This window comes from Jiangella asiatica (genome assembly GCF_004349065.1).
Lineage (GTDB): Bacteria > Actinomycetota > Actinomycetes > Jiangellales > Jiangellaceae > Jiangella > Jiangella asiatica.
Genome location: NZ_SMKZ01000057.1, coordinates 11,727 through 24,956 on the forward strand (window position 1 = coordinate 11,727; position 13,230 = coordinate 24,956).

The window sequence follows — 13,230 nt, forward strand, 5'->3', positions numbered from 1 at the left end:
AGGAGGATCCAGTACATGGCCGAGAATTCCCCGCGAGGCCTCGCCGACGTGGTAGCGGCGTCCACGTCGATCTCCGATATCGACGGGCGAGAAGGACGGCTGTCCTACCGCGGCTACGACATCCACGACATCGCCGGGCGCATCTCGTTCGAGGAGTGTGTCCATCTCCTCCAACGGGGCACGCTGCCCACCCAGGCGCAGCTGGATGGCCTGACCGGCGAACTCGCCGACGGCCGCCGTTACGGCGCGGTCGCCACCAGCCTGCTACCGGCGGTGGTCAACAGCGGCACCCCGATGGAGGCGCTGCGCACTCTGGTCTCGGCCTTGGCGATCGACGATCCCGACGCCGCCGACGCCTCCATCGAAGCCGACCGGCGCAAGGCCACGCGGCTGGTCGCGCAGCTGCCGGTGCTGGTCGCGGGGTACGAGGCGCAGCGCTCCGGCCGTGAGGTGCCCGACGCCGACCCCGAGCTGGGCATCGCCGGCACCTTCTTGCTGCAGATCACCGGTGAGCGGCCGGCGCCGCGGGCGGCTGAGATCTTCGACGAGTGCTTGGTCCTGCACGCCGACCACACCATGAACGCCTCGACGTTCACCGCCCGGGTCGTCGCCGCGACGCTGTCGGACATGCACTCGGCCATTACCGGCGCCATGGGCGCGTTGCGGGGACCGCTGCATGGCGGCGCCAACGAGGCGGTCATGAAGACGCTGTCCTCCATCGACGGAGACGTCAGCGAGGTCGACCCGTTCGTCCGGGCCGAGCTCGACGCGGGACGCAAGATCATGGGCTTCGGCCACCGCGTCTACAAGACCGAGGACCCCCGGGCCACCCACCTGCGGCGGATGAGCGAGGAACTTGCCGAGCTCACCGGCAACCGGCGCTACTACGAGCTGTCCAGGCGCATGGAGCAGGTGGTGCTCGACTCCAAGGGCCTCTACCCGAACGTCGACTTCTTCGCCGCCAGCGTCTACCACGCGCTGGGGATCCCGACGGACCTGTTCACGCCGGTCTTCGCCATCTCGCGGATGAGCGGCTGGACGGCTCATGTCATCGAGCAGCACGAGGACAACCGCCTCATCCGGCCCGACAGCGACTACACCGGGCCGCACGACCAGCGCTGGGTGGAGATCTCGCAACGGTGAACGCTCGGTCCGGAACCCACCGGGCCCCCGCGACCAGTCGGTGGGCCCAGGCAGCCGAGCGCCGGCTGACCCCGGCCAGCTGGCTGCGCGCGGTGTTCCGGCAGTGGCCACTGCTGCTGGTGCTCATGGTCATCGCGGCCGGCGCGGTCGTCGTCGCCGACGACCACTTCCGGCGCGGCACCTTCATCATGGCCGGCGGGGTTTGCCTGGCAGCGTTCCTGCGCGCGATCCTGCCCAGCGACCGGGCCGGGCTGCTGAAGCTGCGCTCCCGGTTTCTCGACATCCTGACGCTCGGGTTCCTCGGCGCGGGGACCTTGATCGCGTGCCTCATCGTGCCGCCCCCGTCCTGACCCCGCACCGGAGCCTCTCGTAGCATCGCAGGCGTCGAGCAAGGCGTCGCCGTCCCTTGTCACTCATCGAGGAGAGTTGTCATGGCCAAGGCCCCAGTCACTGTCACCGTCACCGGCGCGGCCGGTCAGATCGGCTACGCGCTGCTGTTCCGGGTGGCGTCGGGGCAGCTGCTCGGGTCGGACACACCGGTGCGCTTGCGGCTGCTGGAGATCCCGCAGGCGGTCAAGGCAGCCGAAGGTACCGCCATGGAGCTCGACGACTGCGCGTTCCCGCTGCTCACCGGCATCGACATCACCGACGATCCCCGGACGGCCTTCGACGGCGTCAACGTCGCCCTGCTGGTCGGTGCGCGGCCGCGGACGAAGGGCATGGAGCGCGGCGACCTGCTCGAGGCCAACGGCGGCATCTTCAAGCCGCAGGGCGAGGCCATCAACGCCGGCGCCGCGTCCGACGTGCGGGTGCTCGTGGTCGGCAACCCGGCCAACACCAACGCGCTGATCGCCCGCTCGCACGCGCCGGACGTCCCGGCCGACCGTTTCACCGCCATGACCCGTCTGGACCACAACCGGGCGCTGTCGCAGCTGTCGGCCAAGCTGGGCGTCGGCGTCGCCGACATCGCGAAGCTGACGATCTGGGGCAACCACTCCGCCACTCAGTACCCCGACATCTTCCACGCCGAGGTCTCCGGCAAGCCGGCGTCGGAGCTGGTCGACGAGGCCTGGCTGGCCGAGGAGTTCATCCCGACCGTGGCCAGGCGCGGTGCCGCCATCATCGAGGCCCGTGGCGCGTCGTCGGCGGCCTCGGCGGCGAATGCCGCCATCGACCACGTCTACGACTGGGTCAACGGCACCGCGTCGGACGACTGGACCTCCGCGGCCATCGTGTCGGACGGCTCGTACGGGGTGCCGGAGGGCCTGATCTCGTCGTTCCCGGTGGTCTCGCGGAACGGCGCGTGGGAGATCGTCCAGGGCCTGGAGGTCAACGATTTCTCCCGCCAGCGCATCGAGGCGTCCGTCCAGGAGCTGACCGAGGAGCGCGACGCCGTCGCGGCCCTGGGCCTGATCTGAGGCCGGCCACGCCGTCTGTTATCTTGACGTCGAGACAACCTCATACTCAGGAGCACTGACACCATGGCGAAGATCAAGGTAGCCGGGCCCGTCGTCGAGCTCGACGGCGACGAGATGACGCGGATCATCTGGGCCTTCATCAAGGACCGTCTGATCCACCCGTACCTCGACATCGACCTGCGCTACTACGACCTGTCGATCCAGCACCGGGATGCCACCGACGATCAGGTGACGGTCGACGCCGCCAACGCCATCAAGGAGCACGGCGTCGGCGTCAAGTGCGCCACCATCACGCCGGACGAGGCGCGCGTGGAGGAGTTCGGCCTCAAGAAGATGTGGCGCTCGCCCAACGGCACCATCCGCAACATCCTCGGCGGCGTCATCTTCCGCGAGCCCATCGTCATCAGCAACATCCCACGGCTGGTGCCCGGCTGGACCAAGCCGATCATCGTCGGCCGCCACGCCCACGGCGACCAGTACAAGGCCACCGACTTCAAGGTCCCCGGCGCGGGCACCGTCACCATCACCTACACGCCGGCCGATGGCTCGAAGCCGATTGAGCACGAGATCGTGCAAATGCCCGAGGACGGCGGCGTCGTGCTGGGGATGTACAACTACAACAAGTCCATCGAGGACTTCGCGCGTGCCTCGCTCTCGTACGGTCTGCAGCGCGGCTACCCGGTGTACATGTCCACCAAGAACACCATCCTCAAGGCCTACGACGGCGCCTTCAAGGACATCTTCGCCGACGTCTTCGAGCGCGAGTTCAAGGCCGACTTCGAGAAAGCTGGCCTCACCTACGAGCACCGGCTCATCGACGACATGGTGGCCGCTTCCCTCAAGTGGGAGGGCGGCTACGTGTGGGCGTGCAAGAACTACGACGGCGACGTCCAGTCCGACACCGTCGCACAGGGCTTCGGCTCGCTGGGCCTGATGACCTCGGTCCTCATGACCCCGGACGGCAAGACGGTCGAGGCGGAGGCCGCGCACGGCACCGTCACCCGCCACTACCGGCAGCACCAGGCCGGCAAGCCGACGTCCACCAACCCGATCGCCTCGATCTACGCGTGGACCGGCGGCCTCAAGCACCGCGGCAAGCTGGACAACACCCCTGAGGTCACCGGCTTCGCCGAGGCGCTCGAGGACGTCATCGTCACCACGGTCGAGTCCGGCGCCATGACGAAGGACCTCGCCCTGCTGGTCGGCCCGGACCAGGAGTGGAAGACCACCGAGGAGTTCCTCGCCGCGCTCGACGAGAACCTCGCCAAGCGCCTGGCCTGACGACCGGCTCCGTCCGGAACGGACCCCGGGACGCGCCCCGCCGGCGCGCCCGGGGTCTTGTCATGTCCGGCCGTTGCGCCATGAGGGCCGTACGAAGATCGAATGAAGCGGGACCGAAGGGAATACGAAGCGACCCTGCCTAGCGTCAGCCGTGACGGCACACCCTTCGCAGGCAGGGAGACTCCGATGAGCTTCGGGCTCAGAACGGCCGCCGCCGCGGCCGCGGCCACGGCCATGCTCGTCGTCCCGGCGACGACGGCAGCAGCGGGAGAGAGCACCGGCAGGTGCAGCGCCGACTCGTACCGCGCGGAATTCACGCTCTGGTACACCACGAAAGGCGCCTACGACTACCCGGACGAGTACACCTGGTACATCTACACACCCAGAGGCGAGATCACGTACAAGAACAACGTCCAGGCACGGGTCAATTCGGTGAACACCGGCGGCACCGACCCGATCCACCACACCTGGATCTCCGCCGACAACATCCGCTCCGGCGGCGACGAACAGGCCATCGACGGTGTCCGTGTGTCGCGTACCAAGAGCATGTACGGGGCGTTCGAGTTCGTCTTCGACCGCCCGGACGACTCCGACCCGCGGTGCACCGGCCGCACCACCAGCGTCTAGAGATCTCCGAGAGGATCGATGATGAGTACGCACCCGAGCAGGCTGGCCGGGCTGAGCGGCAGGGTGGGCACCGCCGTGGCGTTGGCGGCATCGGTCGTCGTGGCCGCCACCGCGCCGGCGGCCGCCGCGACCACCTCCGGCTCATGCTCGACCGGCGGCTACTTCGCGCTGTTCAGGCTGGAGTACGTCAACCACGGCGAGTATCACTACCCCGAAGAGTTCAGCTGGGGCATCTCTCACAATGACGGCCGCCTCGGCGACAAAAACAATGTCCAGGCGCGCGTCAAGACCGTGAACACCGGTGGCACCGACACCGTCCACTACACGTGGATCTCCGGCGACAACGTCGAGGCGGGCGGCGGCTTTCATCGGATTCCCGACGCGGTGAGCGTGCCGCGCGGCCGGTCGATGTACGGGGCGCTCGAGTTCGTCTTCGACCGCCCCGACGACTCCGACCCGCGGTGCACCGGCCGGACGAAAAGCGTGTGACATACGCTCGTCGGCATGGCTGACGTGGAGAGGTTCCGGGCGCTGGCCCGGTCCTCTCCATGGCTGTGGACGTCGGTGCGGCTCACCCGCCGGATGGTCGGCGACGCCCGCATCCCCACCGGCACGGTGCGGGCGTGGGTCGACCGCCCCGGCCGCACCCGGGTCGAGGACGAGAACGGCCGCGTCAGCGTCTACGACGAGTCCAGCCGCGAGCGCACCGATCGCGGGGTCTTCGCGGCCACCTCCGACGGATCGCCGCTGCCGGGCGAGGTGATGAAGCCGCGGTACCACTTCCCGCAGGACCCGGAGGCGCCGTCGCCGCGGCGCCGTCCCGACGGGCTGGTCGCCGCCCGGCCCACGGACTTCTCCGTGATCTACGACGACCCGATGCACGTCAACTATCTGTGGGTGGCCATGCTCGACCCGGTCGAGCTGGCCGACGGCGCGCCGCCGGAGGGACCGCCGTCGCCGGAGGTGCCCGCCCTGGACGTGCTCGCGCTGACCGGCGGCACCCGCGCCGGCCGGCCCACCGTCGACGCGACCGTGCGGCCGGCCTCGTCATACAGCCCGCGCTGCACCTGCTGTGCGCTGCTCGACGGAGAGGTGGTCGCAGGCCTGCTCCGTCAGGAGGGTGGGTTCGTGCCGCCGCGGCAGGCCTACGCCGACGCCTTCGAGGTCGCCCTCGACACCGAGACCGGCATCTGCGTGCGGATGCGCGAGCTCGGCGGCGACCACGGCGGCACCGGCTTCGACGTCGTCATCGAGACGGTCACGCCGGCCTGACGCAGACGTGTCGTGTCGAGTGGTTGCTGGTACGGCGTACAGCGGCGGCGACGTCCCCTGCCGCGGCTCCAGCATCGGACAGACTCCTCGACACGCCGTGGTGGCGGTACGCGCCGACGTGGTAGGAGCCGCGCGGGGAGCCCAGTCCGCGCCACTCGCGGGGCCGGACCAAGCGTGGATGCTGGTCGAACGGCTGGCGCCGATGATCGATGTCCTACGGCCGGGTGATCCTCCATCACCAGCGGAGTTTCCGCTTCACCGGGCAAGCGCTCTGGTGAAGCGGAAACGGCCGTACTTGACGTGATCATTCAGCTGATGGTCGAGCGCATCAGCGTCACGTTGTACGGCGCCCACTGCGTCATGGCGAAGTAGAGGTCCGGGCCGCTGGACCACGGGTGCATGAACCCGCCGTAGAGCGCCGGGTACTCAGTGCCGCTGACGATCACCTGCTCCTCGCTCCACGGGCCGGTCGGCCGCGGCGCGTCGCGCAGCACGATGGCGGCGCGCGACTCGTCGAGGTACGTCATCAGCCAGCGCCCGGCGTACCCGTTGTACTGCACCGACAGCTCGCCGACGGGTCCGGTCGCCACCGGCGCGGCGGCGGCCTCGTCGCGGGACCAGCCCGAGCCGTCCCAGTACCGGTAGGCCTCCTTGTCCAGAACCCGCGAGGCCGGGACCCGGGCCAGGTGCGCGTCGCCGAACCGGCCGTTGGGCGTGCCGAACATGTAGACGTGTCCGCCGTGCCGGGCGAACGCTGCCAGCTGGAACTTGTTGCTCCACTCCGGGGTGTTCGTCCAGACCGCGTCCGGGTCCTTCGTCCACGTCTCGCCGTTGTCGTCGGAGTATGCGATGCCCGAGTGGTTGGTGAACCATTGGCCGGGCGGGCCCCAGTGGTTGACCGACATGTAGTGGATGTAGCTGCGGCCGTGCACCGTGACACCCGCCGTCGGGATGACGGTCTCCTCGTCGTTGTTGACCTGCTTGCAGTCGAGCAGTTGCTTCGCGTGCCCCGGCCGGTCCTGGACCATCGTGTCGAACGTCATGCCGTCGGCGAGGTCGGTGTCGGACGAGCGGGCCAGCACGTTGCAGCGCCAGTCCGCCTCGCGCGGCCCGGCACCGTTGCCGCCCCAGCCCTCGCCGTACGTGTCGCCGAAGGCCATGAGGACCTCGCCGGCGCCGTTGTCCCAGATGATGCCGAGGTCGGTGCCGTGGACCTGGTAGCTGGCGGCGGTCTCGTTGATGGACCCGGCGCCGGTGAGCCGGGCCACCGGCACCGCCGGCCCGACCGTCACGCCGGGCGCCGGCTCGGAGCCCGCTGCTGCTGACGAAGCCGTTGCCGGGTGCGACGACGACGGCGTCGGCTCACCGTCCGCCGTGGGCGCCCCGCCGGCGACGGACGACACCGTCAGCAGTAGAGCGCCGGCTCCGGCGGTGACGAGCAGCTGGACTCTCATGCGGGCCTCCTTCGACGACGGCGTCGCCAAGGCATCTGAGAAATCGATTTCTAACCTCGAGTCAAGAGCGTAGAGTGCCCGAACGCCGGGAGTCAACGGCCCGCCCGGTCATGGGGCAGGGCTCGGTCGCGCCAGCACGGCATCGGCTTGGTCAGGAGCATTACCAGGACTTCTCGCGCGTTACGAGGCTCGCAAGCATGGTGCGACACGAGATTTCGTGCTGAACGTGATCATTCCCCAGTGGAGATGCGGCGGGTGGAGCTGGCGCGGACCTGGAGCTCGGTGGGCAGCAAGACGTTGGTGGCGTCGGCGTCGGGCTTCGTGATGCGCCGGGCGAGCAGCTGGGCCGCCTGCCGGCCGACCTCGTAGGCGGGCTGGGAGACAGTGGTCAGGGTGGGCCGGATCAGGTCGGCCCAGGGAATGGTGTCGAAGCCGACGACGGCGATGTCCGTGGGCACCGCGAGGTCGCGCTGGACGAGGCACTCCATCGCGCCGACCGTCATCAGGTTGTTGGCGGCGAACAGGGCGTCGGGCTCGGCGCCGTCGTCGAGGAGGGAGGCCATCGCGTCGTAGCCGCCGCGCTCGCGGAAGTCGGCGAAGCGGACCAGTGACGGTTCCAGCGAGAGCCCGGCCGTGCCCAACGCGCGCCGGTAGCCGTCGTAGCGGTGGGTGGCGGTGCTGAGCCAGCGGGGTCCGCCGATGCACGCGATGCGGCGGTACCCCTGGTCGATGAGGTGCGCGGTAGCCTGCTCGGCGCCGCGCTCGTTGTCGACGAGGACGGTGTCGGTGCGCAGGCCGTGCAGCTCGCGGTCGATGACGACGACGGGGCAGCCGGAGTCGAGCAGCAGCTTGACGTCGTCGACTCGGTTGGAGGACGGGGAGATGATGACGCCGGCCATCTGCTCGGTGAGCGCGGCGACGATGTAGTTGGACTCCTTCTCGGGGTTCTCGTCGCTGTTGCAGAGCACCACGGAGTACCCGGCAGCCAGCGCGATGTCCTCGACGCCGCGGACCATGGAGGTGAAGAAGGGGTTCTCCACGTCGGAGATGATGACTGCCCAGAGGCTGGTGCGGCTCTTGCGCAGGTTGCGGGCGACGGCGTTGCGGCGGTAGCCGAGCTCGGCGACCGAGCTGGTGACGCGCTCGGCGAGCGCGGGGTCGACCTTGGCGTGCCCGTTGAGGACGCGCGACACCGTCGCCGCCGAGACGCCCGCGTGGCGCGCGACGTCGTAGATGGTGACCACCCCGTGCCCCTCTCATGCCCCGTCGACATCAGCGGCGCCATCTTAGTCGACCGCGGGAATCGATTTCTCGTTAGTTTCCCGCCAGGCGCTGACCCCGACCGATCACGCTTCTACCCGTAGTACACCTCCAACTCCGCGATGGACGTGAAGCGCGCCGATCCACCCGGGCGCCCGATGACGCGCACGTCGTCGCCCCAGGTCTCGTCGAAGGTCATCGTGAAGGTCCGGAACGCTCCCGCTGGGTAGACCGCACGGCGCCGGACTCCCGCTGATGGCTCCGCAGCACGGTCCATGACGTCACTCCACCTCCATGGCCATCAGGTCCGGCGCCGGCGGCCGGTTCGGCAGCGACGGCGCGTCCAGGTAGAACAGCGCGGTGGAGGCGAGGTCGTCGCTGGTCGGGCGGTAGCGGTGGGGCAGCCCGTTGTGGTGGCCGGGCCCGATGCCGAGGCTCTGGATCGTGACGCGCAGGTTCTCGGCGAACCGGATCGGGTCCGGGATGTGCCACCGGTACATTCCAAAGCGCTGCTGGCTGGCGTAGAGGCCGTCGGGCCGCAGCACCTGGTTGAGGCCGAGGTAGGGCGTGGTGAAGGCGGTGTAGCCCTGGCCGGGGACGTCGAAGTTCCAGGCGCCGCCGAAGTAGTCCTCGGTGCCGGTGCCGCAGATGGTCGGGAAGTCGGTGTCGCCGTCGAGGTAGAACTTGACCTCGCCCTCGCCCCACCAGCCGGGGTCGTTGGTGGCCCAGGCCAGGTAGGTGCCGACGTAGTGGCCGGTGCCCTCGACCCGGTCGAGGATGGTGTGCACCTCGCCGCGGGGCACCGGGTGGCTGCGCCGCCAGTGCGCGTGCAGGTAGGTGGAGTCGTCGGCGACGTCGCCGAGCTCGTAGTCGATCTGGTAGTAGAGCACGACCTCCTCGGCCGACACGTTCTCCAGCGTGATCCTCGCCGCGCGGCGGAACGGCATCGGCCAGTAGGAGTTGAAGGCGCCGTTCGGGTTGGCGGCGATCGCCAGCGACGAGACCTGGCTGAACGTGTTCCAGCCGTTGCAGAACAAGTCGCCGAGCGGCACCTCGACGGCGGGGGTCTCCTCGCCCTCCCAGTACATTCGCAGGATGGTCCCGCGCCAGGCGCGGTGCGGTGCGGTGGTGCACCAGATGTGCTTGATCACCCCCGGCCCGTCGATCTCGCCCAGGACCGCGGTCTCGCCGGCGGGGACGTGGATGCTGGGCGAGATCTTCCAGCCCTGGCCGAGGTCGCCGGCGGCGCGCGCGCCGGTCCCCTCCGTCGCCATTCCGCCGCGGCCCTTCTCGCCGGTGGGGTTCTCGGCGCTGATCGAGCGGCTGATGCGGGACGAGCGGCGGGTCAGGGACTCCAGGCCGATCGGGTCGTCGAGCAAGGTCGCTTCTCCTTCGTGTGCTTCTCTGCGGAACGGTGTTTCATCGGGCCAGGTGTCACTTCAGGCCCGAGGTCTTGATCGACTCCACGATCCTGCGCTGGAAGATGGCGAACGCCAGGAGGGTCGGCACAGCCGCGACCGTGGCGGCGGCCAGGACGTACTGCCAGTCGGTGGTGTTCTGGTCCTGGAAACTGACGATGCCCAGCTGCACCACCTGCAGGTCCGTGTCCGTCGTCGCGACGAGTGGCCACAGGAACGCGTTCCAGTTGGCCAGGAAGAACAGCACGGCGAGGGCGGCGAAGATGGACCGGCTCAGCGGCACGATGATCGACCAGTAGATGCGCCAGTACCCGCAGCCGTCGAGCACCGCGGCCTCCTCCAGCTCAGCCGGGATGGCCAGGTAGAACTGCCTGAGCAGGAAGATGCCGAAGGCGCTGAAGATGGCCGGCAGAATCAGGCCGGCGTAGCTGTTCAGCAGCCCCAGCCGGTGCACAACCAGGAAGAGCGGCACGAGCACCACCGGCGCGGTGACCAGCAGCGTCGAGAAGATCCCCATGAAGATCGCGTCGCGGCCGGGAAACCTCAGCCGGGCCAGGGCGTAGGCGGCCATCGAGTGGAAGAACAGCGCGACCACGGTCACCGTCACCGACACGATGAAGCTGTTGAGCAGGTACCGGCCGAACGGCGCGGCGGAGAAGACGTACTCGAAGTTGTCGACGGTGGGCGCCGACGGCAGCAGGTCCGTGCTGAGCACCTCGTCGGCGCCCTTGAACGAGCTGGTCACCATCCACACCAGCGGGAACACCGTCAGAATGGTGATGACGCCCACCACGACCAAGAGCGTGGAGGCCTTGCGGCGTCGCCATGACCTGCGCCGCCGGGCGGACGGTGCGGGTGTGGCCGACGGGGCCTGGCGGGGGATGGCCGCGGTGTCACTGGGCATGGGTGAATCGGCCTCCCTTGGTGAGGGCGAACAGCAGTGCCGACCAGGCCAGCAGGATCACCACGAGGAACGACCCGATGGCCGCGGCATAGCCGAACTCTCCGTACACGAACGCCTGCTGGTACACGTAGTAGATGACCAGCGTGGTCGAGTTGGCCGGACCACCGCCCGTCAGGATCACCAGCAGGTCCAGGCCGCCGGTCATCACCGCGATCGTCGAGGTCAGCAGGATGAAGAAGCTGGTCGGCTTCAGCAGCGGCCAGGTGATGTTGCGGAACGTGGTCCACGGCCCGGCGCCGTCGATGCTCGCCACCTCGTAGTACTCGCGCGGGATGTCCTGGAGGCCGGCCAGGAAGATCAGCATGTAGTAGCCCATGGAGAACCAGATCGTGATGACCATGACCGTGGGCAGTGCGAACGCCGGGTCGCCCAGCCAGGAGGGCGCGGTGAGCCCGACACGGTCGAGCAGGCGGGCGATGAAGCCGACGTCGTCGGTCAGCAGGAACTGCCAGATCAGTGCCACGACGACGAGGCTGACGACGTTGGGCGCGAACAGCGCGGTACGGAACAGCCCCACCAGCGGGAACTTGTTCCGAACCAGCAGTGCCAGGCCGAGACCGGACAGGAACAGGCCCGGCACCATCACCAGCAGGTACAGCAACGTGCGGCCGAGGCTGGACAGGAAGTACGGGTCGGCGAACATGCGCTCGAAGTTGGCGAACCCGACGAAGTCGTAGCCGCCGAACCCGTCGACGCGGAAGAAGGCCAGCACGATGGAGAGCAGCATCGGGATCGCGACGAAGATCGTCAGCCCGATGAGGTTGGGCGCCATGAACAGATAGGCGGCGCGGCGTTCGCGGCGGGCCCGGGCCGAGCGGGCGCCGCCGGTCGGTCCGGCGTCGGTGGCGCGTGGCGCACCGGGGCGGCTCGCGGGCTCCGTGGCGCTGGTGGTGGGCGTGCTCATGCCAGGTCCACCCCCTCGTAGGTGGTGAGGTAGGCGTCAATCGCCTGGGCCGCGGTGGCCGCCTGGTCCTCGGGGTCGCCGCCGGCGAGCTGGCACGACTGGATGGCGTCGGACACCGCCTTGTAGATGACCGGCGGGTACCGCGGCTCGCCGCGGCCGGTGGGGAAGATCTCGTCGCGGAACATCCGCATGTGCTCGCTGTCGTAGCCGCCGGCCTGGCTGCCGTACTCCAGGCTGGACCGGCGCGGTGAGATGTCGCGCTTGGAGTCGATGCACCAGTTGGCCACCCGGGCGATGCCGTCGTCGTCCATCGAGCCGAGCGCCCAGGCGCAGAAGCGGGCCGCCTCGTCGGGGTTGCTGCCCAGCGCGTTGGCGGCGAAGGCCCAGCCACCGAGGACCGTGGCGGACTCCCCGCCGTCGGGAACGGGCAGCGGGATGACCCCGTAGTCGAAGTCCGGTGCCTTGCGCTCGAAGTCCTGGATCGACCAGATGCCGGACTGCCAGATCGACGCGTAGCCCTCGGAGAAGGAGATGACGATGTCGTTGGACGCCGGTGGCACGCGCGGGGTCAGGCCCAGATCGACGCCGTCCTTCCACAGCCGCAGCGCGTCGACGGCGCCGGCCGAGTCGAAGGCGCTGCGCGCGCCACTGTCGACGACGACCTCGCCGCCGCCCTGCCACATCCACGGGTACCAGACGAAGTTCTGGTAGTAGTCCTGCGCGGTCGGGAACACCAGTCCGCCCTGACCCGCCGCGACGAGCCGGTCGGAGACGGAGAGCAGGTCCTCCCAGGTGGCCGGGAGATCGCCCTCGGACAGGCCGGCCTGCTCGAACGCCGGGCGGCTGTAGAAGAGCGCGAGCGGCTCGATCTCCATGGGCAGCGCGTAGACGCGGTCGCCGATCATGCGCGTGGCCAGGTTGTCGGCGAAGAAGTCGTCCACCGCCTCCTGCGTCATGTGCGGCGTGAGCTCCGCCAGGACGTCCCCGTTGAGGTAGCGGGCGATGTCGCCGGGACTGATGAGGAAGATGTCGGGACCCTCGCCCGCGGAGAACGCGGTGGCCAGCTTCTCGCTGCCGAGCACGGGCGCGTAGACCAGCTCGATCTGCTGGTCGTTCTCGGCGTTCCAGAGGTCGACGGTGTCCTGCATCCAGGCCGCCCGAGCCATGGTGGCGGGATCCTCGTTCGGCGCCGGTGCGTAGAAGTTCCAGAACTGCAGCGGACGCGACGACGCCGACGCGTCACCGCATCCGCTCAACACGCTGGGGAGTGCGACGGCGCCGGTCAGCGCGGCGGAGAGACCAAGGAAGTGGCGACGGGACGGGTGCCCGCCGGGGGACGACAAGGGCGGAGGTGGCATGGCCACAGTCCTCTCAGCAATCGATTACTTGCCGTGGCGCCGAGGTTAACCAGGTGTAACGCCGAGGTCAACACTCCAGACAGGACGAATGCCGAAATCGCAGGAAACCGGCGGTAGGTCGGGAGGGCTCG

Annotated in this window: 14 protein-coding genes; 7 read left to right on the plus strand and 7 right to left on the minus strand. The window is 69.2% G+C overall.

Annotated features, from left to right (window positions below; genetic code table 11):
- Window positions 1-15 precede the first annotated feature (15 nt).
- The 7 genes from E1269_RS26895 (at window position 16) to E1269_RS26925 (ending at window position 5,741) form a co-directional block, all read left to right on the plus strand.
- Window positions 16-1,143, plus strand: a complete 1,128-nt coding sequence (locus tag E1269_RS26895) for a citrate/2-methylcitrate synthase (protein WP_131900404.1) — start codon at window positions 16-18, stop codon at window positions 1,141-1,143.
- Window positions 1,140-1,493 (plus strand): DUF3017 domain-containing protein, encoded by a 354-nt coding sequence (locus E1269_RS33090; RefSeq protein WP_203434116.1) that lies wholly within the window; start codon window positions 1,140-1,142, stop codon window positions 1,491-1,493. The genes E1269_RS26895 and E1269_RS33090 overlap by 4 nt, the downstream gene beginning before the upstream one ends.
- A gap of 81 nt (window positions 1,494-1,574) precedes the next feature.
- Window positions 1,575-2,561: a malate dehydrogenase gene (locus E1269_RS26905; protein ID WP_131900406.1), complete on the plus strand. Its 987-nt coding sequence runs from the start codon at window positions 1,575-1,577 to the stop codon at window positions 2,559-2,561.
- Between the two features lie 63 nt (window positions 2,562-2,624).
- Entirely contained in the window at window positions 2,625-3,842 is a 1,218-nt protein-coding gene (locus E1269_RS26910) for an NADP-dependent isocitrate dehydrogenase (RefSeq protein ID WP_131900408.1), read from the plus strand.
- A 186-nt stretch (window positions 3,843-4,028) separates the two neighbouring features.
- Window positions 4,029-4,469, plus strand: coding sequence for a hypothetical protein (locus E1269_RS26915; RefSeq protein ID WP_131900410.1), 441 nt, complete (start codon window positions 4,029-4,031; stop codon window positions 4,467-4,469).
- Between the two features lie 21 nt (window positions 4,470-4,490).
- Entirely contained in the window at window positions 4,491-4,958 is a 468-nt protein-coding gene (locus tag E1269_RS26920; protein WP_131900412.1) for a hypothetical protein, read from the plus strand.
- Window positions 4,959-4,973: 15 nt separating this feature from the next.
- Entirely contained in the window at window positions 4,974-5,741 is a 768-nt protein-coding gene (locus E1269_RS26925; RefSeq protein WP_131900414.1) for a hypothetical protein, read from the plus strand.
- A 308-nt stretch (window positions 5,742-6,049) separates the two neighbouring features.
- Here the strand turns inward: E1269_RS26925 and E1269_RS26930 are convergent, their stop codons facing one another.
- The 7 genes from E1269_RS26930 to E1269_RS26960 all read right to left on the minus strand — a co-directional run bounded on the left by E1269_RS26930 (window position 6,050) and on the right by E1269_RS26960 (window position 13,099).
- Complete coding sequence (locus E1269_RS26930) at window positions 6,050-7,195, minus strand: DUF4185 domain-containing protein (RefSeq protein WP_131900416.1); 1,146 nt, start codon at window positions 7,193-7,195, stop codon at window positions 6,050-6,052.
- 230 nt (window positions 7,196-7,425) lie between these two features.
- The gene (locus tag E1269_RS26935) at window positions 7,426-8,439 is read right to left on the minus strand and encodes a LacI family DNA-binding transcriptional regulator (protein ID WP_131900418.1); all 1,014 of its coding nucleotides are present in this window, start codon (window positions 8,437-8,439) and stop codon (window positions 7,426-7,428) included.
- A gap of 110 nt (window positions 8,440-8,549) precedes the next feature.
- Window positions 8,550-8,732: a hypothetical protein gene (locus E1269_RS26940; protein WP_131900420.1), complete on the minus strand. Its 183-nt coding sequence runs from the start codon at window positions 8,730-8,732 to the stop codon at window positions 8,550-8,552.
- A 4-nt stretch (window positions 8,733-8,736) separates the two neighbouring features.
- Window positions 8,737-9,834, minus strand: coding sequence for a glycoside hydrolase family 172 protein (locus E1269_RS26945; protein WP_203434117.1), 1,098 nt, complete (start codon window positions 9,832-9,834; stop codon window positions 8,737-8,739).
- A gap of 55 nt (window positions 9,835-9,889) precedes the next feature.
- On the minus strand, window positions 9,890-10,777 hold the full coding sequence (locus E1269_RS26950) for a carbohydrate ABC transporter permease (RefSeq protein WP_131900422.1): 888 nt from the start codon (window positions 10,775-10,777) through the stop codon (window positions 9,890-9,892).
- Window positions 10,767-11,741, minus strand: coding sequence for a carbohydrate ABC transporter permease (locus E1269_RS26955; protein WP_131900424.1), 975 nt, complete (start codon window positions 11,739-11,741; stop codon window positions 10,767-10,769). Before E1269_RS26955 ends, E1269_RS26950 begins: the two co-directional genes overlap by 11 nt.
- Complete coding sequence (locus E1269_RS26960; protein ID WP_131900426.1) at window positions 11,738-13,099, minus strand: ABC transporter substrate-binding protein; 1,362 nt, start codon at window positions 13,097-13,099, stop codon at window positions 11,738-11,740. The genes E1269_RS26955 and E1269_RS26960 overlap by 4 nt, the downstream gene beginning before the upstream one ends.
- Window positions 13,100-13,230: the final 131 nt, after the last annotated feature.